At 30.7% G+C, this 25,825-nt stretch carries 22 protein-coding genes and 1 other annotated feature; all 22 genes read right to left on the bottom strand.

Annotated elements, in window-relative coordinates:
- Positions 1-67: 67 nt before the first annotated feature.
- The 22 genes from deoD to COL3_RS08055 all read right to left on the bottom strand — a co-directional run bounded on the left by deoD (position 68) and on the right by COL3_RS08055 (position 25,769).
- Positions 68-781 (bottom strand): purine-nucleoside phosphorylase, encoded by a 714-nt coding sequence (deoD, locus tag COL3_RS07950; RefSeq protein WP_008428004.1) that lies wholly within the window; start codon positions 779-781, stop codon positions 68-70.
- A gap of 155 nt (positions 782-936) precedes the next feature.
- Entirely contained in the window at positions 937-1,338 is a 402-nt protein-coding gene (locus COL3_RS07955) for a cytidine deaminase (protein ID WP_008428006.1), read from the bottom strand.
- 166 nt (positions 1,339-1,504) lie between these two features.
- Complete coding sequence (locus tag COL3_RS07960; protein ID WP_008428008.1) at positions 1,505-2,683, bottom strand: phosphopentomutase; 1,179 nt, start codon at positions 2,681-2,683, stop codon at positions 1,505-1,507.
- Positions 2,684-2,825: 142 nt separating this feature from the next.
- Positions 2,826-4,130 carry a pyrimidine-nucleoside phosphorylase gene (locus COL3_RS07965; RefSeq protein WP_035284273.1) on the bottom strand — a complete coding sequence of 435 codons (1,305 nt, stop codon included), beginning with the start codon at positions 4,128-4,130 and terminating at the stop codon, positions 2,826-2,828.
- Positions 4,131-4,264: 134 nt separating this feature from the next.
- The gene (gene deoC, locus COL3_RS07970; protein ID WP_008428012.1) at positions 4,265-4,915 is read right to left on the bottom strand and encodes a deoxyribose-phosphate aldolase; all 651 of its coding nucleotides are present in this window, start codon (positions 4,913-4,915) and stop codon (positions 4,265-4,267) included.
- A 27-nt stretch (positions 4,916-4,942) separates the two neighbouring features.
- Complete coding sequence (locus COL3_RS07975; RefSeq protein WP_008428013.1) at positions 4,943-5,827, bottom strand: ABC transporter permease; 885 nt, start codon at positions 5,825-5,827, stop codon at positions 4,943-4,945.
- Entirely contained in the window at positions 5,817-6,944 is a 1,128-nt protein-coding gene (locus tag COL3_RS07980; RefSeq protein ID WP_008428015.1) for an ABC transporter permease, read from the bottom strand. The genes COL3_RS07975 and COL3_RS07980 overlap by 11 nt, the downstream gene beginning before the upstream one ends.
- On the bottom strand, positions 6,919-8,469 hold the full coding sequence (locus tag COL3_RS07985) for an ABC transporter ATP-binding protein (protein WP_008428017.1): 1,551 nt from the start codon (positions 8,467-8,469) through the stop codon (positions 6,919-6,921). Before COL3_RS07985 ends, COL3_RS07980 begins: the two co-directional genes overlap by 26 nt.
- Positions 8,470-8,569: 100 nt before the next feature.
- On the bottom strand, positions 8,570-9,637 hold the full coding sequence (locus tag COL3_RS07990) for a BMP family ABC transporter substrate-binding protein (RefSeq protein WP_008428019.1): 1,068 nt from the start codon (positions 9,635-9,637) through the stop codon (positions 8,570-8,572).
- Between the two features lie 363 nt (positions 9,638-10,000).
- On the bottom strand, positions 10,001-11,017 hold the full coding sequence (locus COL3_RS07995; protein ID WP_008428022.1) for a LacI family DNA-binding transcriptional regulator: 1,017 nt from the start codon (positions 11,015-11,017) through the stop codon (positions 10,001-10,003).
- 302 nt (positions 11,018-11,319) lie between these two features.
- On the bottom strand, positions 11,320-12,492 hold the full coding sequence (locus COL3_RS08000) for an aminotransferase class I/II-fold pyridoxal phosphate-dependent enzyme (protein WP_008428025.1): 1,173 nt from the start codon (positions 12,490-12,492) through the stop codon (positions 11,320-11,322).
- Entirely contained in the window at positions 12,489-12,968 is a 480-nt protein-coding gene (locus COL3_RS08005; protein ID WP_008428028.1) for an Lrp/AsnC family transcriptional regulator, read from the bottom strand. The genes COL3_RS08000 and COL3_RS08005 overlap by 4 nt, the downstream gene beginning before the upstream one ends.
- Before the next feature lie 63 nt (positions 12,969-13,031).
- Positions 13,032-13,297: a binding site (T-box leader), on the bottom strand.
- A 273-nt stretch (positions 13,298-13,570) separates the two neighbouring features.
- A complete protein-coding gene (locus COL3_RS08010; RefSeq protein ID WP_008428030.1) occupies positions 13,571-13,726 on the bottom strand; it encodes a zinc-ribbon domain-containing protein in 156 nt (51 codons plus the stop codon).
- A gap of 124 nt (positions 13,727-13,850) precedes the next feature.
- Positions 13,851-16,124 carry an ATP-dependent Clp protease ATP-binding subunit ClpA gene (gene clpA, locus COL3_RS08015; RefSeq protein ID WP_008428032.1) on the bottom strand — a complete coding sequence of 758 codons (2,274 nt, stop codon included), beginning with the start codon at positions 16,122-16,124 and terminating at the stop codon, positions 13,851-13,853.
- 3 nt (positions 16,125-16,127) lie between these two features.
- The gene (locus COL3_RS08020; protein WP_008428034.1) at positions 16,128-16,427 is read right to left on the bottom strand and encodes an ATP-dependent Clp protease adaptor ClpS; all 300 of its coding nucleotides are present in this window, start codon (positions 16,425-16,427) and stop codon (positions 16,128-16,130) included.
- 178 nt (positions 16,428-16,605) lie between these two features.
- A complete protein-coding gene (locus COL3_RS08025; RefSeq protein ID WP_099716595.1) occupies positions 16,606-18,015 on the bottom strand; it encodes an aminotransferase class I/II-fold pyridoxal phosphate-dependent enzyme in 1,410 nt (469 codons plus the stop codon).
- Positions 18,016-18,099: 84 nt separating this feature from the next.
- Positions 18,100-19,122, bottom strand: a complete 1,023-nt coding sequence (locus tag COL3_RS08030; RefSeq protein ID WP_008428038.1) for a low specificity L-threonine aldolase — start codon at positions 19,120-19,122, stop codon at positions 18,100-18,102.
- A gap of 13 nt (positions 19,123-19,135) precedes the next feature.
- On the bottom strand, positions 19,136-20,374 hold the full coding sequence (locus COL3_RS08035) for a pitrilysin family protein (RefSeq protein WP_008428040.1): 1,239 nt from the start codon (positions 20,372-20,374) through the stop codon (positions 19,136-19,138).
- Positions 20,375-20,770: 396 nt separating this feature from the next.
- Complete coding sequence (gene scfB / locus COL3_RS08040; protein WP_008428042.1) at positions 20,771-22,132, bottom strand: thioether cross-link-forming SCIFF peptide maturase; 1,362 nt, start codon at positions 22,130-22,132, stop codon at positions 20,771-20,773.
- A 59-nt stretch (positions 22,133-22,191) separates the two neighbouring features.
- Complete coding sequence (gene scfA, locus COL3_RS08045) at positions 22,192-22,329, bottom strand: six-cysteine ranthipeptide SCIFF (RefSeq protein WP_008428044.1); 138 nt, start codon at positions 22,327-22,329, stop codon at positions 22,192-22,194.
- 132 nt (positions 22,330-22,461) lie between these two features.
- Positions 22,462-22,722, bottom strand: a complete 261-nt coding sequence (locus tag COL3_RS08050) for a PTS transporter subunit EIIB (RefSeq protein ID WP_008428046.1) — start codon at positions 22,720-22,722, stop codon at positions 22,462-22,464.
- 578 nt (positions 22,723-23,300) lie between these two features.
- Positions 23,301-25,769, bottom strand: a complete 2,469-nt coding sequence (locus COL3_RS08055) for a LuxR C-terminal-related transcriptional regulator (protein ID WP_008428048.1) — start codon at positions 25,767-25,769, stop codon at positions 23,301-23,303.
- Positions 25,770-25,825: the final 56 nt, after the last annotated feature.

Consider the following 25,825-nt stretch of genomic DNA (forward strand, 5'->3'; position numbering starts at 1 on the left):
TCTAAAAAATGAGCCGCTACAAAACTAACTATGTTAGTTTTGCAACAGCCCCTTTTTTGTATTAAATTTATTTATCCAATTTAACAATTGTTTCTAAAGCAACTTCCATCATGTTTGTAAAAGTTTTTTGCCTTTCTTCTGCACTTGTAACTTCTCCAGTTACAAAATGATCACTTACTGTAAGTAATGCTAGTGCATTAACACCAAATTTAGCCGCGATTGTATATAATGCTGCTGCTTCCATTTCTACTCCTAAGCAGCCGAACTTAGCCCATTTCTTCCAGTCTTCATTATCATCACCATAAAATACATCTGAACTATATATACTTCCTACCTTTGGATCAAATCCTTTTTCAACTGCAATATCATATGCTGGTTTTAATAATTCAAAACTCGCTGTTGGAGCATATGTTCTTCCTTGAAATCTTACTAAGTTAAGATTTGAGTCTGTTGAAGCTGACATTGCAATAATAAGGTCTCTAACCTTAACCTTTTCACTATATCCTCCACAAGTTCCAACTCTAATAAGGTTTTTAGCTCCATAACTTTGTATTAGCTCATTAACATATATAGAGATTGATGGTATACCCATTCCAGTTCCTTGAACTGATATTTTCTTTCCCTTATATGTTCCTGTAAATCCATACATGCCCCTAACTTCATTATAACATACTGCATTTTCTAAAAATGTTTCTGCAATAAACTTAGCTCTTAACGGATCTCCTGGTAGTAATACATTTTCTGCAATAGCACCTTCAGGTGCATTAATATGAACACTCATTTTGTTACCTCCAAATTTATTCAGTTAACAGTTAACAATTTACAGTTAGCAGTTAAGGAAAAAATTCCTTTCAGGAATTTTGTATTTAAATTTTATTCAAATTACGTAGTAATTTGCTCCTTAACTGTGAACTGTGACTGTAAATTGTGAACTATTTATAGTTTTCCCAGTGCTTCTTTCTTGAAAGCCCCCGGTAAAATATCATCCATACTTTTAACTATATAATCATCTTCACTTTTAGCTATTATTATTTTAACATCCTCGCTTCCAAATTCTACAATTACTTGACGGCATATTCCACAAGGGTAAGTATATTCTTCCAAACTTCCAACTACTGCTACAGCTTTTATTTTTGTTTCGCCTTCAGATATTCCTTTAAATATTCCAGTTCTTTCAGCACAATTAGTAGCTCCAAATGATGCATTTTCTATATTACATCCACCATAAATTTTGCCGCTTTCAAAAAGCACAGCAGCTCCAACCTTAAAATCGGAATAAGGCGAGTATGCCCTATTTCTATAATCTAAAGCTACTTTTATAAGTTCTTTATAATCCATAAAATTCCCCCCTTTAACTCAGTTAACAGTTAACAGTTAACAAGTAACAGTTAACAGTTTATTGATGAAACCCTTTTAGGATTTCCCTTAATTCACTACTCCGGTGCACCTTTTATTTGTGTCATTTTTCTAAACTCAATTGAGTATATCCCTTAAATGTTAATTATCAACTATTGGCTGTTATCTGCTTTAAGAAGCTTTCCCCATTCTTTATTTTTTCTACATTTAATATTTCTGCTAATGTTTGCCCCATGTCTGCAAAAGAATTTCTAGTTCCTAAATTAACATTTTCTCTTAAGCTCTTTCCATATGCTAAAAACGGAACATATTCTCTGCTATGATCTGTTCCTGGCATTGTAGGATCACAGCCATGATCTGCTGTGATAAATAAAATATCACTTTCCTTCATCGAATCAATAATTTCCTTTAACCTAACATCGAATTCTTCTAAACCATTGGCATATGCTTTAAAATCATTTCGGTGACCCCATTTCATATCGAAATCAACCAAATTAGTAAATATTAATCCTCTATTGTCTTTTTTCATGTACTCTATGGTTTTATCTACGCCATCCATGTTATCTTTAGTATGAATTGCTTCCGTAATTCCTTGACCACAGAAAATATCTTCTATTTTACCAACAGCAATTACATCCAAACTACTATTTTTAATTTTATTTAAAACAGTATCATGCGGAGGCATTAATGAGAAGTCTCTTCTATTTGGAGTCCGTGTAAAATTCCCTGGTTCTCCAAGGAAAGGTCTTGCTATTACTCTTGCAACAGCGTGTTCTCCTTTTAACATTTCCCTTGCTATCTCACACATTTTATATAATTCACTTAAAGGAACTACTTCCTCGTGAGCTGCTATTTGAAAAACACTATCTGCTGATGTATAAACAATAACACTACCGTTTTTCATTTGTTCTTCACCTAGCTCATCTAATATAGCTGTACCTGATGCTGGTTTATTTCCTATAACCTTTCTTCCAGTTAATCTTTCAAATTGTTCAATCAAATCATTTGGAAAACCATTGGGGTAAGTTGGAAAAGCTACTTCTGATACAATACCACCCATTTCCCAATGACCTGTTGTCGTATCTTTACCATTGGATGCTTCGCTAAATCTTGCATAGCATCCTAATGGTGTTTCACACTTTTCCACACCTGCAATACCTTCAATATTTCCAAGCCCCAGCTTAACCATGTTAGGTAAGTTTAATCCGCCTACTGCCTTAGATATATTTCCAATTGTATTTGCGCCAACATCTCCAAACTTCTCAGCATCTGGCATTGCTCCCATGCCAACACTATCTAACACTATCCATATAACTCTATTTACCATTAAAAAACCTCCCTTTCTTCAGTTTACAGTTACCAGTGTACAGTTCACAGTTAAGGATGAAACACCAAATGTTTATAAAAATATATTTTAATTTCCTAGGAATTTGCATTTCAACTGTAACCAGTAAATTGTGAACTGTTAACTACTTAACAACTCCATATATCAAAGGAATATCTTTAGGACTTTCTTTTGCAATATGATAACTTTCAATTATATTTTTTCCTGCTTTTTCAATTTTACTTTCATCATTTGCATGTATATAAGCTAAAGTTTCACCTTTTAATACTTTATCTCCTCTTTTTTTGTTTAAAAGTACTCCAACGGCTAAATCCACAGAATCTTCTTTAGTGGCTCTTCCCGCACCAAGTTCCATTGCTATAAGACCTATATGCTGTGAATCAATTTTAGTAACGTAACCGTCCTCTTCACTTTTTATTTCAACAATATGTTTTGCTTTTGGCAAAAGTTCAGTATTATCCACTTGATTAGGATTTCCGCCTTGAGAAGCAATAAATTCTTTTAATTTTACTAATGCTGATTTATCTTCAATAACTTTAAGTAGCATTTGCCTTGCTTCTTCTATAGTTTGCGCCTTTTCTGCTAATACTACCATATTACTTCCAAGAGTTAAGCACAATTCTAATAAATCCTTGGGACCAGCACCATTTAATGTGTCTATAGCTTCTTTCACTTCTAATGCATTTCCAACGGCAAAACCTAATGGTTGATCCATATCAGATATTACAGCTACTGTGTTTCTACCAACATTCTTTCCAATACTCACCATTGCCTCAGCAAGTTCTTTTGCATTTTCAAAAGATTTCATAAATGCTCCATCACCAATTTTAACATCTAGTACAATTGCATCTGCTCCAGCAGCTATTTTTTTACTCATTATACTTGATGATATAAGAGATATGTTTTCAACTGTTCCAGTTACATCCCTTAATGCATATAGTTTCTTATCTGCTGGTGCTAAATCTGCAGTTTGAGCCATAATTGCTATTTTATTCTCATTTACATTTTTTATAAATTTATCTTCGCTTATTTCAACTGAAAATCCCTCAAAAGATTCTAATTTATCTATAGTACCACCAGTATGACCAAGGCCTCTTCCCGACATTTTTGCAACTGGGATTCCAAGGGCTGCAACCATTGGTGTAAGCACTAGCGTCGTGGTATCACCAACTCCGCCAGTACTATGTTTATCCACTTTTATTCCTTCTATATTTGATAAGTCAAGAATATCTCCAGAATTAACCATTGCCATTGTAAGATCTGAAGTCTCTCTCATATTCATTTGTTGAAAACAAATTGCCATAAGTAGAGCTGAGACTTGATAATCTGGAATACTTCCTTCTGTATAATTTTGTACAAAAAAATTAATTTCTTCTGTAGTAAGCTCCTGACCATTTCTTTTTTTACTTATAATATCTATCATCTTCATAAAATCACCCCGTTAATTCAGTTAACAGTTAACAATTAACAGTTAACAGTTATACCTGGTTATATATTTTTAATATTTAATTGTTTATATGCTATTATCCTTAATTTTCTTATATTTTTCAACAATAAATATAATTACTTACTTTCATTAACTATAGCGATACTTGCGCTAGCACCTATTCTACTTGCGCCTGCATTTATCATCTCCATTGCTGTCTTAAAGTCCCTAATTCCTCCTGATGCTTTAACACCTAGACTTTCCCCAACTGTCTTTCTCATAAGCGCAATATCCTCTTTTGTTGCACCTCCAGATCCAAATCCAGTTGATGTTTTAACAAAATCAGCCTTTGCCTCTTTAGCTATTTCACAAGCTTTAACTTTTTCTTCATCAGTTAATAAACAAGTTTCAATTATTACTTTTACAATTGCTTTTCCTTTCGCAGCATTAACCACTGCTTCAATATCCTCTTTAAGAAGTGTATAATTTTTCTCTTTAAGCGCTCCCACATTTATAACCATGTCAATTTCACTAGCACCATTTCTAATAGCCTCTGAGGTTTCAAATGCTTTTGATTCTTTAGTCATAGCTCCTAGTGGAAATCCAACTACTACACAAGTTTTTACATCATTTCCTGCAAGTTCAGTGCTTACTAATTTTGCGTAACATCCATTTACACAAACAGATGCAAATTTATATTCTTTCGCTTCTTTACAAAGCTTCTTTACATCCTCTACAGTTGCCTCTGGCTTTAATATTGTGTGATCTATATATTTAGCTATATCCATTTTTTTATCTCTCCTTATTAGTTATTATTAACGACTTCCTTTTTCATATGGTACTCCATCAGCCTTTGGCGCAACTGACTTCCCAACAAAAAGAATTAAAACTACTATTGTTAAAATATATGGCAGCATTGCAAGAATTTGTGAAGGTATAGCAAAGCTTCCACCACCTAATACAACAGTCAATGCTTGAGCAAATCCAAATAATATACAAGCTCCATATGCACCTTGTGGAGTCCATTTTCCAAAAATAACTGCAGCTAATGCAATAAATCCTTGACCACTGATTGCAGTTGGAGTAAATTGAGCAATTATTGCAAGTGTCATAGATGCTCCTCCAAATCCAGCTAATATTCCAGAAATTATTACGCATACATAACGAATTTTAGTTACACTAATTCCAAGAGTATCTGCAGCTGCAGGATGTTCTCCTACTGCACGTATACGAAGTCCCCATTTAGTTTTGTATAAAATAAACCATGTAACAACTGTAATTATAATTGCTAAGAAAACTGTAATATCTTCACCAAATATTTTAGGTAATTTAGTAGGAACTGGCTTAGTCATAGTAGCGCCTTCAAATAATAATCTGCACAAAAATAGAGAAAAACCAGAACCTAAAAGATTTATAGCAATACCAGATATTGTTTGGTCTGCCTTAAAGGTCACAGAAGCAACTGCATGTAACAATGCTATAATTCCTCCTGAAATTCCTGCTGCAAGAAAACCAAGCCATGCATTACCAGTATAATATCCTACTGCAGCACCAGTAAAGGCACCTACAGTCATCATACCTTCAATCCCAATATTTACAACTCCTGAACGTTCAGAAACAACACCTCCCAATGCTCCAAAAATCAGTGGCGAAGAATACATTAAGGTAATTCCTATTAGTAATGTTATGCTATTTAACATTTTTTTCACCTCTCTTCAAAAGTCTATCAGCTAAAATAGGCACAATTTTAGTCAACGCAACAAAAAATACGATGGTTCCTATCATGATATTAATTATTTCTGATGGCGCACCTATTTCGGATTGTACTGATTGACCTCCATATAATAATCCTCCATAAAGTAATCCTCCAAATATACATCCAATTGGTGAACTTCCTGCAATTAATGCAACTGATAATCCATTAAAACCATAATTCTCAAAAGCAGCCATAGTAGATAATTTGTGTGGAGCAGTTCCTGTAATAATTAATGCACCTGCAAGTCCTGATAATGCACCTGCAATTATCATTGATTGAACTATATTACGATCAACATTTATTCCAGCAAATTCCGCTGCATCTTTATTTAGTCCAACTGCACGTAATTCATATCCTTTAGCTGATTTATATAATAAAATTGATATTAACACAGCCATTATAATAGCAACAACAATTCCAATATTTACATCAGTCTTTATTAAAACTTCTGAAAGCCATTTATTATGTGAAAGAGATTCTATTCCAGCATCAGTAGTTTTCCAATTTCCAAGTATCATAGTAAAACCAGATTCATTAATAGGGTAAGTACTTGTTGAGTCTGGTTGATGAAATACATCAGTTGCTACAATAAAATTAGATAAATAAAGTGCAATCCAATTCAACATTATACTTGTGATAACTTCATGTATTCCAAATTTAGCTTTAAGTATTCCTACTATACCTCCAAATATAGCCCCGGCTGCAACACCTGCCAAAATTACTACTGGAATTTCGAGTACTGCAGGCAAGTTTAATTTGATTCCAACTATTGTTGAAGCAATTGTACCTGCTATATATTGGCCTTCTGCTCCAATATTGAATAAACCTGTTTTAAATGCAAATGCAACACTAAGACCAGTTAAAATAATTGGTGTAGCCTTAATTATTGTATTTGATATATACTTAGGTCTTGAAAAAATTCCATTAAAAAGTGCACTAAAAGCATCTATTGAATTATATCCTGCTAAACTAAGCACTATTGCAGAAACAACAAATCCAAAAAATATTGCAATAAATGTTGCAGTGACTGGCTTTTTAAGAATCTTTGTTACTGTATTCATTTTGTTTACCTCCTGCCATTAATAAACCTATTGTATTCTCATCAACTTCTCCTTGCTTAAATGTATCCACAATAGTTCCAGAATAAATTACAGCTATAGTATCAGAAACATTCATAACTTCATCAAGTTCAAAGGAAACTAAAAGTACAGCCTTTCCATTATCTCTTTCCCTAATTAATGTTTTATGAACATATTCAATAGCCCCCACATCTAAACCACGAGTTGGCTGTACTGCAATTAGTAAATCTGGATCATTAGCTACTTCTCTTGCAATTATAACTTTTTGCTGGTTTCCTCCAGATAATCCTCTAACAGGAGCTAATTCACAGTTATCAGGTCTTACGTCATATTGTTTTATCATATCTTTAGTATGAGAAATAATTGCATCTTTATTTAGAAAACCTTTTTTACTATAAGGCTCACTATTATATTTTTCTATTACAACATTCTCCGCAACAGTAAAATCCAATACAAGTCCACGCTTTTGTCTATCTTCATGTATTGTTGAAACTTTATGCTTAATAACATTTTCTGTACTAGTATTTTGTATTTCTTCTCCATTTATTTTAATGGTACCGCTTTCACACTTTATTAGACATGTAATTGCTTCAATTAATTCCTTTTGCCCATTTCCATCAATGCCCGCAATACCAACAATTTCTCCTTTATGTACCTTAAGTGATAAGTTTTTAACTGCATCTAACTTTCTTTCATCCTTTACAGTTAAATTTTCTATTTCAAATACAACTTCTTTTGGATTTGCTGGTTTTTTATCAACAGTCAGCTTAACCGCATGCCCTACCATCATCGTAGCAAGCTCTTCCTCTGTTACATCGTTAACATTAACTGTGTCAATATATTTTCCTCTACGAATAATTGTACAAACATCAGAGGACTCTTTAATTTCTTTTAATTTATGTGTAATTATAATTATTGTTTTTCCATCAGCAATAAGATTATTCATAATTTCTATCAAATCTTTAATTTCCTGAGGAGTGAGTACTGCAGTCGGTTCATCTAATATTAGCAAATCAGCACCTCTATATAATGCCTTTAATATTTCAACACGTTGCTGCATTCCCACTGAAATATCTTCAATTTTTGCATCTGGATCTACTTCTAATCCATATTTTTTTACAATACTTACTATATCTTGGCGCGCCTTTTTCATATCCAATATTCCAAATTTACTTGTAATTTCGCTGCCTAATACAATATTTTGCGTAACCGTGAAATTTTCAACTAGCATAAAGTGTTGGTGAACCATCCCAATTCCATTTTCAATTGCTATGTTAGGATTTTTTACATTTACTTTTTCACCATTAAGATAGATTTCTCCTTGGTCGGCTTGATATAGCCCATAAAGTACATTCATTAGCGTACTTTTACCTGCTCCATTTTCTCCTAATAGTGCATGAATAGTACCTTTTTTGATATTAAGATTAATATCATCTAAGGCACAGAATGAACCAAACATTTTTGTAATACCACGCATTTGCACTGCATATTCTTTACTAACTTCCACACCAAGTCCTCCCTTAATTTAGATGCTTTGCTAACAATAGAAAACTTGTCAACAAAGCATCTTTATTTAAACATTGCTATATTTCTTGATTGTGCCTCAATTACTTACCAAAAGAACTAAAAGTATCTTTATTATAAGGTGGAACTATAGAACCATCTTTAATTTTATCTTGGATTGCCATAGCTGCTTTATATACTGCTGGGTCCATATTCTTATTTTCAGTTGGAATTCCTACTGCGTTTTCTTTTAACCCATAAGTAAATGTTTTTCCACCAATCTTAGTTCCATTCATAGCTTCCTTTGAAAGATTTTCAACTGCAACACCTGCTAATTTTAATGCTGATGTTAAAACATTGTCAGGTGCTAAATACGCTTGGTCACGGTCAACACCTATTGCAAATTTATTGGCTTCTTTAGCTGCTTCAATTACACCTGTACCTGCACCACCTGCTGCATGGAATACTATATCACATCCAGAAGAGAACATTTTAGATGCAATTGCTTTTCCTTTTGATGCATCAGAGAAACTTTCAGCATATTGAACATCTACAGTTATATCTTTACCCAATTCTTTTGCTGCATATTGTACCCCTGCTTGATATCCATATTGGAATTGATCTATTATATTACCTGTTATACCACCAACAAAACCTACTTTATTTGTCTTAGTTGTCTTTCCTGCAATATACCCTACTATAAATGATGGTTCTTGAGCTTTAAACATAACTCCTGTTACATTTGCTGGAGTATTATCTCCATACGAATTATCAACTATAGCATAATTAACATCTGGATTTTGTTTTGCTGACTTTGTTATCGCATCTGCCATTGCAAAACCAATACCCCATACTAATTTATTACCTCCATCAACGGCTTTATCTAAATTAGTAGCATAATCTGATTCTTGTTTAGATTCTAAGTAACTTACTTTTGCACCTTTATTATTTTTCTCAAAGCTTTGCAATCCTTCCCATGAAGATTGATTGAATGATTGGTCATTTACCCCACCAGTATCAGTTACCATAGCAACCTTATATTCTTTTTCAGTACCAGCACCTTTATCAGCTGTTCCTTTGTCAGCTGTGCCAGAACCACTTGATCCACATCCAGCAAATAATGTTACTGTTATTGCTGAAATAGCTAATAATGATAATATTCTTTTTTTCATTAACCTTCCTCCTAAATATAATATTTAATATTTTAACTCATGAGTTTATCATGACTTAAATTTAATAAAGCAGTTAGGCACATGAAAAAATAATAATAGGCCAAAGATGCGTCAAAAAGTTCTTATTTGCAGCATAGCTGCTTTTTTATCTGTGCATATTTTGCACCAGACAAGGAATCAATTTACGCTCATAGCGAGCCTATTAGCTTAAATTGCTGACGCAGTATGGTGCAAAATAGGCACGCATACTGGTCTATTATTTTTTTGATTGTGCCTCATTATAATATTACTATCTTATATTTATAATATGTTAAATTTATCATATAAATATTGCTTAATCTTATACCATTTTATATATGTTATTTACAGCTTTTTTTCTGAACCTTTTACTACTATTTGTGGTGCAATAATTTGTCTTTTAACATCAGCATCTTCGGTGTTGCTGATAATTTCGCAAAGCATATCCATAGATGCTCTGCCTAATTCAATTGGAGAATCTTCTACATATGTAATATTTAGTCCTACGATGTCTAAGAAATCAATTTTATTAAAACCTACTATAGCTAAATCTTTAGGAATATCTTTATTTTGTTCCTTTAGTGCTTTTATTACTCCCATTGTCATCATATTGCTGCATACAAATAAAGCGGTAGGCCTATCTTTTTCCTTAAGTAAATTTTTAGTCAATTCATATGACTTATCTAATTTAAAGTCTCCATAAAAAACATACTTACTATTAAACGGAATATTATTTTCTTTTAGTGCATTCTTATATCCTTCTAACATATCCATTACTGGCTCTGAACTTAATAATCCTGTCATAATTCCTATTTTAGTATGCCCTTCTTTGATTAATAAATTTGTTGCATCAAAACTGCCTTTTATATTATCAACAAAAACTCCGTTTAACTTTGTGAAATTAACATCTGCTGAAACCAAAATTATTGGAATATTAAGATTATTTATTGTTTTCATATAATTTTCATTAAACTGCTCTGCTCCAAAACCTGGAGTCATAATAACTCCCTGAATTCTTTGTTCCTTAAGTAAATTTAGAGCACGTATCTCTTTGTCTAAAAAGTTATCAGTATTATATAAAATTATATTTAAATTATTCTTTTCAGCAATCTCACTTATTCCCTTAATAATTTCCCCAAAATAAGCATTGGTTATATCTGGAACAATAACTCCAATTGTGTTAGTTTCACTTTTTGATAAACTTCGCGCTATTGCACTTGGAGTATAGTTCATTTCTTTTATTGCTGCTAATATTCTTTTCTTCGTATCTTCTTTAACATATCCTGAGCTATTAAGAACTCTTGAAACAGTCGCTGGTGATACTTTTGCTCTTTTAGCAATATCGCTAATTGTTACAGGCATAAAAATCCACCCCGTTGTAAATTTTATTTATGGTATCGCTTCCACATTCATCATAATATATTAAGAATCTTATGTCAATATCACTATTTATCTCATTATTTATACATTAAATTATTATAAAAACAAATAATATACCCTATATCTTTATTTTAAGCCAATTCTGTATAATCTTATATTTATATATGATAATTAATTTTCAAATATATTTTGAAAAAATATTATTCTTTCTATATACTCTAAGAAACAAAAAAAGAGCAATCTAAAATATATATTACTTAGATTACTCTCTTATATCTTATGTTTTATCCTTTATTTAAACTATTAACGAATCTCTTTATTCTTTTTAACGCTTCCATGATATCATCCATCGATGAAGCATAACATACTCTTATAAATCCTTCACCACATTCTCCAAATGCATTTCCCGGAACCACCAGCACCTTTTCATTTATAAGTAATTGCTCACAAAACTCATCCGATGTTATACCTGTAGATTTAATACTTGGGAATAAGTAAAATGCTCCAAGAGCTTCAAAACAATCTAATCCCATCTCTCTAAAACCATTTAACAGCACTCTTCTTCTTCTGTTGTACTCCCTGGACATTTCCTCTACACTTTTATCTCCACTTTTTAAAGCCTCAATTGCAGCAAGCTGTGCAGTTGTAGGAGAGCACATAAGTGCATACTGATGAATCTTTTTCATAGCTTCTATTAAAACTGGATGTCCGCAAATATAACCCAGTCTCCATCCAGTCATTGCATATGATTTAGAAAATCCATTTATAACCAAAGTCTTGTCTCTCATTTCTGGAAAAGAGGCTATCGAAACATGTTTTTCTCCATAGCATAGTTCTGAATATATTTCATCTGAAATTGCAATAATATTTTTATCTTTTAAGACTTCTACTATTCCTGCAAGTTCACCTTTCGTCATTATTGCTCCTGTTGGATTATTAGGAAAAGGTATTATAACAACCTTTGTTTTAGGAGTAATAGCTGCTTCTAATGCCTCAGGAGTAAGTTTAAATTCATCTTCTGCTTTAAGATTTAATACTTTTGCAGTTGCCCCAGTGAAGGCTGTACACCCTTTATATGCTACAAAGCTTGGCTCTGGAACTATAACTTCATCTCCTGGTCCAACTAAGGCTCTTAGCGCTATATCAATACCTTCACTCCCACCAACTGTAACTATTATTTCATCATCTGGTTTATAAGTAAGATTGAATCTTCTTTTAAGATACTTTGATATTTCTGTACGAAGTTCAATAAATCCTGCATTTGAAGAATAGTGGGTATGACCTTGCTCTAAAGAATAAATACCTGCTTCTCTTACATTCCAAGGAGTAACGAAGTCAGGTTCTCCAACCCCTAAAGAGATTACCCCTTCCATTTCATTTACTATATCAAAATATTTTCTTATGCCCGATGGAGGCATATTTTTAACATTATCTAAAATCATATCCTCTAATCTCATATAAATATAGCCTCCCTATCTTCCAGTTTCTTTTCCTTAAATATCTTACCATGATCTTTATACTTCTTTAAAACAAAATGAGTTCCTGTGCTTAATACATATTCCTGTACTGCAAGCTTTTCAGATACAAAAAGTGCTACTTCCTTCATTGTCTTTCCTTCAACAATAACTGTCAAATCAAAGCCTCCAGACATTAAATAACACGCTTTAACTTCTGAAAAATTATATATTCTTTCTGCAACTTTATCAAAACCTACACCTCTTTGAGGAGTTATTTTTACTTCAATCAAAGCTGTTACTGTCTCACTACCTGTATTTTCCCAATTAATAAGAGTAGTATAACCTGCTATTATGCTTTTCTCTTCATAATCTCTAATTGCTTCTCTTACCTCTTCAACAGTTTTTCCACTCATAACAGCTATTTGTTCATCACTATACCTACTATTTTTTTCTAGAATTTCAAGTATTTCCTCCATTGAAAATAACCTCCTATTTTTTTGAATATACTTTTTAAGAATAAAAAAAATCCTCCATCCCATACAAGGGACGAAAGAACTACTTCGCGGTACCACCCTAATAAACAATATAAATATTGTTCACTCAGCTAGAGTACATATAATATACTCATCCTCTATAACGTGAGGGTCACGTTATAACCTAGTTAAAAATTATAATATAAATAATTTTTATTTTTCAGCTATAAAATTCAAAGGCTGCTTCTATAAAGTTCGCCTGCTAGATTCCACCAAACTCTAGCTCTCTTAAAAGCTCATCATTATATACTATTCCTTATCACAATCTTTAAAACCATAATTTAAAATTTTATTTGTTCAATCATGTACATGAATTATTGTCTATAAATTTTCAAAGAAAAAATATCTATGAATAAATTTTTTCTTTTACTTAAATCTTTCTTTATATTATACTAGCAAAAGTATAAAAAGTTCAATAGGATTTTCATATTTTTTTAATAAAATATAATTACATAAACCATTTTAATATTTAAATAACATTATATATTTTGAAAATAAAAGAGACATAGGAAGTAAATCTTATGTCTCTTTAAATTTAAGAATGACTATCTTCTATTGCTTTGTTGCTTCCTAGCCCTTCTGCATTCGGCACACCTAACAGGGTCATTTTCAAAACCTTTCTCTTTATAAAATTCTTGTTCCCCTACGGTGAAGGTAAATTCATTTCCACAATCTTTACAAGTAAGTTTTCTATCTTCCATTTTAATGTCCCATTGCTAAAGTAAATTGATAACTTTGCAATAGTTCACCTCCTCTTTTAGTTTAGAGTTTCCTCTTAGTCAATTATATTTTTTCTTTATTTTCAATTTTTATTCAGGAGGGTTTTTACTCTATTGTTAATAGTAAATCATCATCTTTAAAATTAATAGAACATTTCCCTCCATCACTTAACTTTCCAAATAAAATTTCATCAACTAATAGTGGCTTTATCTTAGAAGCTATAATTCTAGCAATTTCTCTAGCACCGAACTCTTCTGAAGTTCCTGTCTTAGCAACATAATTTATACATTCTTCACTAAATTGAATTTCAATATTTTTATTAGCTAATTTACCCTTAAAGTCATTTAATTGTTTTTTAGCAATATTTATTGCCATAGAATCAGTCATACTATTAAATACTACTATTTTATCTAATCTATTTCTGAACTCAGGAGTAAAAAATCTTTTTACTTCCTCCATTATAGCCTCACCTTTTACTTCTCTATCCCCAAAACCTATTAGTTTCTTACCAATATTCCTAGCCCCTGCATTTGAAGTCATTATAATTATTGTGTTTTTAAAATCAGCCTTCCTCCCCTTGTTATCTGTAAGTGTAGCATAATCCATTACTTGTAGAAGTACGCTTAATATATCTTCATGGGCTTTTTCAACTTCATCTAATAACAAAACACAATGCGGAGTTTTTCTAATTGCATCTGTAAGCAGTCCTCCCTCTTCATATCCTACATAACCAGGAGGTGATCCAATTAATTTTGCAGCGGCATGCTTTTCGGCATATTCACTCATATCAAATCTAATAAGCTCAATGCCCAACATTTTAGAAAGACACCTAGCTATTTCAGTTTTTCCAACACCTGTAGGCCCAACAAAAAGCATAGATGCTACAGGCTTATCTTCTTCATTCAACCCAGATCTTGACATCTTAATACACCTTACAACCTCTTCAATTGCTGTATCTTGCGAGAAGATATTGCTCTTTAAATTTTCTTCAAGATATTTTAATGAATTTATCTCACTGCTCTCTACTGTTTGTTTTGGAATACTGCATACTTTTGAAATTATCTCCTCAATAGTTTTTCTATCAATAACTATTTTCTCTTCTAAATTTTGATTATGCATTCTAACAAAAGCTCCAGCTTCATCTATAATATCTACAGCTTTATCTGGTAAAAATTTATCATTAATATATTTATCACTTAAAATTACAGCATCACTGATTGCATCATCTGTATAAGTAACGTTATGATATTCCTCGTAAGTTCCTTTTAGCCCCTTAAGAATTTCAATTGCCTCATTTATAGATGGCTCTTTAACATCAATTTTTTGAAATCTTCTGCTTAATGCTTTATCTTTTTCAAAGAATTTTTTATATTCATCAAAAGTAGTAGCTCCAATAAACCTTATTTTTCCTTCTGTCAAATAAGGTTTTAATAAATTAGATGCATCTAAAGCACCTCCATTCAATGACCCAGCTCCAACTATATTATGAATTTCATCTATATATACTATAGGCTTATCTTGCTTTCCAATTAGATCTAAAATTCTTTTTATTCTTTCTTCAAAATCTCCTCTGTATTTAGTCCCTGCAATTACTGATCCTATATCTAAAGAGAACATAGAACTCCCTTTTAATTTATCTGGTACTTTATCTTCACTTATGAGCTTTGCAAGGCCTAAGGTAATAGCTGTTTTACCAACTCCTGATTCCCCTACATGAATAGGATTATTCTTTATTCTTCTGCAAAGTATTTGAATACTTCTATCTAAAATATCTTCTCTTCCTATCAAAGGATCGCTATTTTCTTCTTTCACTCTCTTTATTAGATCTATAGTAAACTTACTTAGAAATGCTTCTTCTTTTCTTTTGGCAGAGTTTTCCTCACCTATGACTTCTTCTTCTAAATTTCTTTGATCATTATCCTCAGCATCCTCATCATCATAAGAGTTTTGGTTAACTTCGCCTACACTATGACATAAACAAAATAATAAATCTCTTTTTGTAACACCTTCTTGCTCTAAATAAAAACGTGCATAGCTGTCTTCTAGATTAAATATTGCTGAAAGTATATGATCTATATCTATAGCATCTTTCCCACTATATTTAATTTGTTCATTTGCTGTTAATATAACCCTTTGAAATTCAATACTTTCTTGAGGTTCTCCATGACCAATTTTATTTATATATGTCTTTATATAAGTAGTTAGATTGTATCTTAAACTTTCTAAACTGCCACCACATTCTTTAATAGCATATTCCACATCTTTATTAAATGATGCTGCATACAAAAGATGCTCTGGTGTAATATATTCGCAATTTTTCTCTTTTGCTTCCTCATATGCTTTAAGTAATATCAAATTAACCTCATTCGTAATTTTCATTTTCTACGCCTCCTCCACAGTAAGCTTAAATGGAAAGCCCTGTTCCTTAGCTAAAGACATTGCAGTAGAAACCTTTGTTACTGCAATGTCATAACTATATATTCCTGCTACTCCCTTACCTTTTTCATGAACATCTAACATTATTTTTTCAGCTTCTATTAGACTTTTATTAAACACGCTTACTAATATATTAATAACAAACTCCATAGTAGTATAATCATCATTATACATAACAACTTTATAGTGTTTGGGTTTTTTCACCTTAATCGCATTTTTCTGTTTGGTAACAACATTTGTTTCCATATTATAATCTCTTACCCCTCCCTTTTTATATTACCGTATATAGTAATCTAAATAGCTATATTTTACCACAATAATTATATTCAGTTAAGAGTTAAAAGTGATAAGTTAAAAGTTTAAGGATAAAATCCTCTAAGGGATTTTTATATTATAATTTCCAGAAGGCCTTCGGCCTTCAATCTTAACTTATAACTTGCAACTTCTTATCTTTAACTCCTATTATGGTCTTTTTATTTAAAATATAATCCTTTATAATGTCTATACTTTCCCTAGATATTATTTCCCCAGGACAAACTAATGGTATTCCTGGTGGATAAGGTATTATTGTCTCTTTGGCAACGCAACCCTCGCAATTTTCAACTTCTTTCCATACACTTTCTAATTTAAAAACTTCATATGGTTCTAATGCTTTTGCAGGAATTTTAGAAACATATTTAGCTTCAACTTGTCCACTAACACTTTGTATTTCTAACATAGAAATTGCATTATAAATATTATTAAAATCTTCTTCAGCATTAAAAGGAGATAAGATTAAAACCACTCCTCTAGAAAAACTCATTTCAGCTTGTATCTTTTGCTTTCTTAAATAGTCTAAAAGCTTATGTCCACTATAACACTTAGGTAAAATAATTATATACCTACTTAAGTCAAAATCATATTCCTTATTTAAATCCTCTTTACTTAATAGATGCACCTTATTAAGATTGTTTATTTTTTTCTTCCATCTTTCTGCTTTATCTATTAATTCTCCATACTCTTTTTGACCATAGTTATCTAAATAATATCTAGCATAGTCTAAAGATGCCATAATCAAATAGGAAGGAGATGTTGTTAAAAAAGCTTTTAAATAAAATTCTATAAGGTCATTATCATCATTTACTAAGAGATATGCACCTTGAGTTAATGCTGGTAAAGTTTTATGAGCACTTAAAATAATATAATCCCCAAAATTAGCAGCTGATTTAGGCAGCCTTTCATTTATTCCAAAGTGAGCTCCATGTGCACAATCTATAATAACTTTTAATCCCTTTGATTTTAAATCTTTTGTAACAGCTTCAATATCATAAGTAATTCCAAAATAATTAGGATAAGTTAAAATTATCCCTTTAGGGTTTGATGTTTCACTCAATGCCTTATAAATATTATCTTTGTTTGGAGGTAGGAAAATACCATTTTCATCATCAATAATAGGTTCAATATATTTGACTTTTAGTTTTCTCATAATCAATCCATTATAAATTGACTTGTGGCAGTTTCTTTCTACTAAAATTTCATCACCTTCCTCAAAGGCTGAAAACATAGCTACTAGATTTCCACTTGAGCTTCCATTTACTAAAAAATAAGCCCTTTTTACCTTATAGGTTTCAGCTAATAATTCCTGCGCCTCCTTTATTACCCCTTCTGGGTAATGAAGATTATCTAAAGGCTCAACTTCAGTAATATCCAAAAATCCTAATCTGTCAGCAAATTTTTTTCCAATCTCATCATTCAAAAATCCAATGCCTCCTTTATTTCCAGGCATAGAGAGTAATAAATTTTTTTCATCATGGTACTTTATTAGTTCTTCCAATAACGGCAATTTCAAAACTATCTCTCCTATCTAATTTTTGCAAAAAGCTTTGCATCACTAATATATAATGCAAAGCTTTTTGTATTTGTTCATTTAAATATTAACTTAAATATACTTTAAATCCTCAATAAATTCTAGAACATTTTCTTCTTTTGTTGCCCAAGAGGTTACCAGCCTAATTGCTGAGTTATTACCATTAATTATCTTTTCAATATAAAAAGAATACTTTTCATTTAGTTTTTTAATCGCATCATTAGGCAAAATAGGGAATTGTTGATTTGTACATGAATCAGTTAAAAATTCATACCCTTTTTCTTTCAATGCATCTTTTAACATAATAGCCATTCTATTAGCATGTTTTGCAAGATCAAAATATAAATCATCCTTAAATAGTTCTTTAAATTGAATACCTAATAATCTACCTTTTGCAAGTAACCCACCTTTTTGTTTTATATAATATCTAAAATCTTCTTTTAATGCATCATTACAAATAATAAGTGCCTCACCAAAAAGCGCTCCATTTTTTGTTCCGCCAATATAAAAAGCATCTACTAAATTAGCTATGTCTTCTAATGATAAATCATTTTTTTCTGCCACAAGCGCAGATCCTAAACGTGCACCATCCATATATAAAAGCAAGTTATTTTCTTTACAGCATTTATGTAAATTTATTAATTCTGATTTAGTATATATAGTCCCTAATTCCGTAGAATCTGATATATAAACTAATTTAGGCTGAACCATATGTTCATCACTATGAGCCTCCACAACTTTTTGAATCAAAGCTGGTGTAAGCTTTCCATCTGTAGTATTTGCAGTTATTACCTTATGACCTGTAGCTTCAATGGCTCCAGTTTCATGGCAGTTAATATGACTTGTATCAGCGCCTATTGCTGCTTGGTGTGGTCTTAAAAAAGCGGAAATAGCAGTTAAATTTACTTGAGTTCCTCCAACTAAGAGGTGAATATCAACATCTTCTCGACCTAGTTTCTCTTTTAATAACTCTATAGCCTTTTCAGTATAACCATCTGTGCTATACCCGTCTGTTTGTTCATAGTTCGTTTCAATTAAAGCATTTAATATTCTTTCATGGGCACCTTCACTATAATCATTTTTAAAACTGTACATTTTATCCCTCCGTTTATGCTGTCTCAATTATTTGTATTGTCATTTTTTTCAATACTCTACTTCCTATATCAAATACCATTTCACTGGTTACTTTATCTAATTCATCAGCTTCGCCTAAATATATTTTATAATCTCCAAACATAGAATCATAGGTTGCCAATTCCTTTGCCAAAACTATACTTTGTTCTTCCCTAAATAATTTTTTTAATCTAAAGTTCTTCATTAATTGTTCCAATTGTTTTTTATCAAATTCTGATTCTGCTAACTCTAATTTTTTTATACATTCTCTAATTAATGCTATTGACTTATCTACATTTTCCTTTGATGTATTAAACGTGATTTTATATAATTTTATATAATTTTCATGTGCAATTTTAGTTATTACATCATAAATAAGACCATTTTTAGTCCTTAATATATCGTAAAGCATAGAATTTACGCCTTCTCCAAAATATTGATTAAAAAGCTTAAGAGATTTAATTTCTATATTGCTTAAAGAGTCTATTGGGCACACTATTTCCACTCTGCAAGTTTTTATTCCTTCTCTTTTATTATAAAATATTTCATTTTTAGGCTCTTCATAATCAAAGTTATTAGCCAGCTCAGTGTTGCATTCCACATTTTCCCCAGAATTCTTCCATTCTCCAAATAACTCAATTATAATATCTTTAACTCTCTCAAATTTTACACATGAGACTACTGCTATTGAAGTATTTTTAGGACTATAGTAATTGCAATAAAACTCCTTAATATCACTTAGTGTCATTTTTTCTAAACTATCCTTAGTTCCTATAATGGGATGCTTTATCCTTCTCTTATTGAAACAATTAAAAAATAACTTGTCTTCACAATATTGTTCTAAATCTTCATCCCATTCCTTAAGTTCTTCTTTTATTACATCCATTTCTTCTTTAAAACCATCATTATTAAAGCTTGGATTAAGAACTATATCACTCAATAATTCTAGACCACCTTTTAAATCTTCCTTAAGCAGTGTTCCATAATAAATAACATAAGGATAATTAGTCATGGCATTATTAAAGCCAAAAAGATTACTTAAACCTTCGTTAATCTCTTTTTCAGTCCTATTTTTTGTTCCCTTATAAACCATATGTTCAGTTGCATGAGCAACTCCGAACTTCTCTTTCTCAACTCCGGCACCCGCATTTAAAGATATACAAATTGATGCAAGTTCGGAATCCGTATGCTTATATATTAATTTCAAACCATTTTCTAAAATATATTCTTCCAAATACTCTTTCTCCTTGTACCTTGATTTTAATGCCATTAATTTTCATTATAATTTCTTAAGAAACATACTTCAATTAAAATTTTATAATATTATTTATTCAATTGTATATTACCAGACATTATTCCATCATCTATAGCTAATTAATTAGAAAATAATATTATATTCGTGCATACCCATACCAGAAAGAAATGGTACTCTTTTGCGTAGTGTTGCATTGAGAATATATCTGTATGGATTTCTTCATTAGAAGTTGTTCCATCTATGCCTGTCCAAATTTTACATTTGGAGCAGGCATAGATGGGCACAACTTCTAATGTTAGAAATCCACAGCTATATTCTCTAGCAACCGAGCAATAGAGTACCATTTCTTTCGGCTGAGTATCACTGAATTATATATTAATTTTCTTCCGCTTTTAGGGCAATTGCGCATTCGATTCTTTTCTTTTGCATTTTGCACCCAATTTCATATGGTATATTCATATCTCCATTAAAATTGAAATTATTAGCTTGGCATCCACCACTGCAGTAGAATCTTGCCCAGCACTCTTTACATTTAGGTTTATTATATATATGCGCTTTTTTAAATTCCTTAGCTAAAGCTTCATTATAAGTATCCTCGTAAATGCTTCCTAACTTAAATTCTTCTTTTCCTACAAATTGATGACATGGGTATACATCTCCTTGAGGAGTTATTGCTACATATTCAAAGCCGGCTCCACATCCAGAAATTCTTTTATATACGCATGGGCCGCCTTGAAGATCTATATTAAAATGATAAAATTTAAATTCACCGTTTCCTTGTCTTTTTCTTTCTGCCATTTCTTCGTATAGCTTGTCATAATTATCAAAAATAGTCTCTATATCTTCCTCCCTAATTGAAAGGGGGTGTCCATTTTCTAATACAACAGGTTCAATTGATAATTCCCTAAAGCCCTCATTTACCATAGCCATAACATCTTGATAAAAATCGGTATTTTCCCTTGTAAAAGTACCTCTTACATAATAAGTTTTTCCTTTAGTTCTTCTCTTAATCATTTCTTTAATATTAGGAATTATGTCATCGTAAGAACCACTCTTATCAGCCTTTATTCTTACCTTATCATTAACTTCTTTTCTTCCGTCTAAAGAAAGAATTATATTGCCCATTTCTTTGTCCATATAGTCCATCATATCTGGAGTTAAAAGCGTAGCATTTGTAGTCATTGTAAATCTAACTTTCTTGCCCCACTTTTCTTCATTATCTCTAGCATACTTAATTATTTCTTTTATTGTATCCATAATTAAGGTTGGTTCTCCACCAAATAAATCAATTTCTATATTTTTTCTTGGACCACTTCTTTTAATAACATAATCTATTGCCTTTTTAGCCGTTTCAATATTCATGACTCCGCCATGTCCATGATACTCTCCTTCATCAGCAAAGCAATATTTGCATCTTAGGTTACATCCATGAATTACATTTAAACAAATGGCCTTTATATAATCTCTATCATCCATAGATTTATGTGCTATTTCTTCGTATTGATCTTGTGAATAAAGAATACCTTCTTCAGCTAATTCTTGAATTTCGTCATAAGCTTCTGAAAGTTCTTCTTCATTATACTTATCACCTAGCTTCTCCATTACTGCCTTCTTGTTCATTAATTTATCATCATCTAATATATCATAAACTAGTTCATCAACAACATGAACTGCTCCTGTATTTACATCTAAAACAAAATAATTTTCACCTTGTTTAAATTTATGTATTAAAGACAAATTAGTTTCCTCCTAAACATATAAAAGTAAGCAGTAACTATATAGTTACTGCCTGAAATTTAGTTTTCACATTCTAAGTTTGCAACTGTACAAGATGTCTTACAAGCTGATTGACATGAATTTGCACATTCTTTACATCCTGGCTTACACAAACTATCTTTTATGTTTGGTTTGTTTATAGTTTTTATGTGTTTCATTAAATAATCCTCCATTAATAAAATATCCATGCTAATTATATCATAATATACTAAAGTATAAAAGATTTAGTGAAATCTCTTTTTCCCTATATTTTATTTGTAAAGGTGGAAAACTATTCCTGATACAAAATGCTATTTTACTCCAGCGACTCTAATAAATTCATTTTTAAGTTCATTCACATTATGATATCTAAAAATAATTTGCAATTGCTCATTTGTTTCAACAACTCCAAGTACTCCATCTACCATTCTTAAGAATCCAATATCAACCTTTTTCTTATCTTTTAAGTTCAGCCTTAATCTTGTGGAACACTCTCCTACCGATATTATATTTTCTGTAGGCCCGACAAATTTAAAAATATCCCTAGCCGCCTTATATAATTCTATACTCATAGAAAAACCCCCATATTAATTTATTTGTATGATAATATAAAAGGTATTCAACAGCTTCTATAACTTCCTTATGTAAAAATACTAGCTACCATATAAATATTCAGTTTATTTATCAATACCTTACTTTACTTACTAAAAATAAAAATATAATAAATATTTAATATAAATTTGTTCATGCACAATTTATATCAGTTTTTCTTTTATATAATATTTATTATATTTTATTTCAGTAATCCTTTACAGATTACGCCCTTTTAATTTTACGCAATATTGTTTATCCCCTAAAACCTCTATTACCTATTACAATTAAGCACTAAGTATTTATTTATCTTAATTGTACTTAACTACAATTAAATAACAATAAATCATGTAATCACCATAGTTGATATAGCATTTACCCCTAATAAAATAAATAACTCTCTCTACTATTAGATTATACCTATATCTATCTTAATTTTATATTATACTAAAGTATACTTTTTTTATTTATAATTCTACTACTTTCCCAATTCTAACCATAAAAAAAACAATATAAATGCAATGCTTTTACTTATTTCATCACATTTATATTATCTTATCTAGATAATCCCTTTTTCTTTTAGAAGATTTATAGCTACTATTTTATTTTTTACATCCAATTTGTAATATACAGATGCTATATGCTTTTTTACAGTAACTAGTGCTATATTTAATTTCTTTGATATATCAATTTGTTTATATCCTTCATGTACTAGCCTCATTATCTCAAGTTCCCTTGGCGTCAATTCAACCATTTCCGCCTCACTATTAATTTTTTTATATATTTCACTAAACTTCTTGCATTTAGGAAATAGCATTTCCGCATATTTATTTTCATTTTTAAGTTCATTAAGTATAGGAAGTATATGTGGAGACAGCTCTATAAAGGACATTATAATATTATCATCTTCCGCTAAGCTAATTGCCTTTATTAATGATTTTTTTGCATCGTCTAGTCCATAAAGATTATACTTTGCAATTGAATCAAATATATAAGCATATAAAATTCCAAATATAATATTTTTTCTTGAATAAGCTTCTAACATAATTTCAGCGTGAACTTCTAATTCAATATAACTCTTTTTAATTACCATTGAAAAAGCCGATATAATATAGTTCATACGAGTACTAGGTGAAATGATTTGCATATTCAGAGACTCTGTATCTTCAATCCATTTGTCAATACATTTTAAATTTCCAGTAATCCCATCAACATACCTTAATGCTAATTCTGTTCCATTAAGATATTTAGGAATATTAAGATTTTTATATTCTTCAATTAAACTTCTATACTTACTTCTAAATCTATAAATATCGTCTTTATTTATATGAATTCTCATTAGAAGAAAAAGTGCACATATTATAATACTTATCTGTCTTTTAGCTCTTGCTTTATATAATGCCTTATACGCATATAATTCACTATTATCTAGATCCCCTGTTTCAAAAAAATATTCAGCGCTAATCAAATAATCTATTCCCGCCGCTCCACCATTTGATATATGAATAAAATAAGTTAATTCATTTTTCAAATGATCTGCCAAGCTTTTTAATTCACCTTTTTCTCTATGAAATAAACATAAAAGATGAGGAGAGCCAAAAGTGACTGGCATTTTATTATTAGCAATCTTCGAGGTTCCTCCTTGTAATAATTCATATGCTTTTTTATGATATTCAGTCATCTTTTTAATATTATCAATTAGCAGAATACTTTCCAAAAATGTAATTTCTCCCAGAACCTGTTTTCTATCATTTAAATCATCATTTACTTCATAAATAACCCACAACTCATATAAAAGCTCTTTACCTGCTATAGGGTCTACATAAATTATATAGAAAAAGATATATATCAGATATGCTATAGGTCTATTTACTTTTTCCTCTAAACTCAACTCATTAAACACTGGCGCAATAACCTTTTCCCATGACATAGTAAGATCTATTGTTTTATTTCTTTCTATTAAATCAAGTATACGATAGTAATTTTTTGCCTTGTAGTAATATTCCATAGCTCTTGAATCTTGAAAATTATTTGAATACCAGTCACCACAAGCGTTATTAATTCTATTTGAATCTATATTCCACGATAAAAATTCTTCTTTTAAAGCACTTTTTAAAATTGCATGAAAAGTGTAAAACTTTGATTTATCATTGTATTTTATAAAACAGTTATTTGATAGCAGCTCTTTAATCACATCTCCAGCCGTCTCATTTTCAGTAACATACATGGCCTGTTCTAAAGTGAAATTTTCAACTTGCGAAAGTTTTAGAAGAATTTGTTTCGTTATTTCATCAAATTTATCAAATACGGCTGTTTTAATAATTTCAGTTGCTTTAGGTATATTATGAAGAGTTTTAGTACTATTATATTGAAGTAATGCCAGATAAGTAGCTGAAGTCCATCCCCCTGTATACGAATATACCTCTTCCTTTTCTTCCTGGTTTAAATTTATCCCATTAATTTCAAAAAATTCAATTGTTTCATTATAATCGAACGCTATATCATCTTGCCACATTACCAGACATTTTTGCTTTAATTCAACTTCTTGGTATTGGTCATCAGGTTTATTACGGCTTATTATAACCATGTGAAAATTTGGTATTTCAGCAAAAGCAAGGGCCTTTATAAATTGATTAATATAAGTGATTTTTGTATCGTACCAATCATCAATAATAAAGACTGTTTTCTGTTTTATTTCCTCCTTAATATCATCTATGATTCTATAGAAATCCATATTATTTTTTGGAAATCCATATGAGCTAAGTCTTTTACTTAGATTTGAGCATATACTTTTCATGGAGTTGCAAAATTTATACCACACGCAAATATCATCATTTTCTTCATTTGCCGTATCAAACCAAATAGTCTGCACATCTTTTTTCTTATCTAGAAAATTTTTAACTGAAGTTGTTTTTCCATACCCCATAGATGCAGATATAAAGAATACAGGTACTTCAAAAATTTGTGAAAGCATATCATCTATACGCTTTCTATGTAATATCTTAGGTCTATAGATCTGACTTCTCATATGTATTTCCCCTTTATTATTGCAGTTTATATGTAAATATTGATTAATTATACTAT

The organism is Clostridium sp. LS, from assembly GCF_002760435.1.
GTDB lineage: Bacteria > Bacillota > Clostridia > Clostridiales > Clostridiaceae > Clostridium.

Bases quoted from the DNA above. Each gene is read 5' to 3' on its own strand.
- deoD (WP_008428004.1), bottom strand. From the start codon at position 781: ATGAGTGTTCATATTAATGCACCTGAAGGTGCTATTGCAGAAAATGTA.
- COL3_RS07955 (WP_008428006.1), bottom strand. From the start codon at position 1,338: ATGGATTATAAAGAACTTATAAAAGTAGCTTTAGATTATAGAAATAGG.
- COL3_RS07960 (WP_008428008.1), bottom strand. From the start codon at position 2,683: ATGGTAAATAGAGTTATATGGATAGTGTTAGATAGTGTTGGCATGGGA.
- COL3_RS07965 (WP_035284273.1), bottom strand. From the start codon at position 4,130: ATGAAGATGATAGATATTATAAGTAAAAAAAGAAATGGTCAGGAGCTT.
- deoC (WP_008428012.1), bottom strand. From the start codon at position 4,915: ATGGATATAGCTAAATATATAGATCACACAATATTAAAGCCAGAGGCA.
- COL3_RS07975 (WP_008428013.1), bottom strand. From the start codon at position 5,827: ATGTTAAATAGCATAACATTACTAATAGGAATTACCTTAATGTATTCT.
- COL3_RS07980 (WP_008428015.1), bottom strand. From the start codon at position 6,944: ATGAATACAGTAACAAAGATTCTTAAAAAGCCAGTCACTGCAACATTT.
- COL3_RS07990 (WP_008428019.1), bottom strand. From the start codon at position 9,637: ATGAAAAAAAGAATATTATCATTATTAGCTATTTCAGCAATAACAGTA.
- COL3_RS07995 (WP_008428022.1), bottom strand. From the start codon at position 11,017: ATGCCTGTAACAATTAGCGATATTGCTAAAAGAGCAAAAGTATCACCA.
- COL3_RS08000 (WP_008428025.1), bottom strand. From the start codon at position 12,492: ATGAGATTAGAGGATATGATTTTAGATAATGTTAAAAATATGCCTCCA.
- COL3_RS08005 (WP_008428028.1), bottom strand. From the start codon at position 12,968: ATGGAGGAAATACTTGAAATTCTAGAAAAAAATAGTAGGTATAGTGAT.
- COL3_RS08010 (WP_008428030.1), bottom strand. From the start codon at position 13,726: ATGGAAGATAGAAAACTTACTTGTAAAGATTGTGGAAATGAATTTACC.
- clpA (WP_008428032.1), bottom strand. From the start codon at position 16,124: ATGAAAATTACGAATGAGGTTAATTTGATATTACTTAAAGCATATGAG.
- COL3_RS08020 (WP_008428034.1), bottom strand. From the start codon at position 16,427: ATGGAAACAAATGTTGTTACCAAACAGAAAAATGCGATTAAGGTGAAA.
- COL3_RS08030 (WP_008428038.1), bottom strand. From the start codon at position 19,122: ATGTACAGTTTTAAAAATGATTATAGTGAAGGTGCCCATGAAAGAATA.
- scfA (WP_008428044.1), bottom strand. From the start codon at position 22,329: ATGAAACACATAAAAACTATAAACAAACCAAACATAAAAGATAGTTTG.
- COL3_RS08050 (WP_008428046.1), bottom strand. From the start codon at position 22,722: ATGAGTATAGAATTATATAAGGCGGCTAGGGATATTTTTAAATTTGTC.
- COL3_RS08055 (WP_008428048.1), bottom strand. From the start codon at position 25,769: ATGAGAAGTCAGATCTATAGACCTAAGATATTACATAGAAAGCGTATA.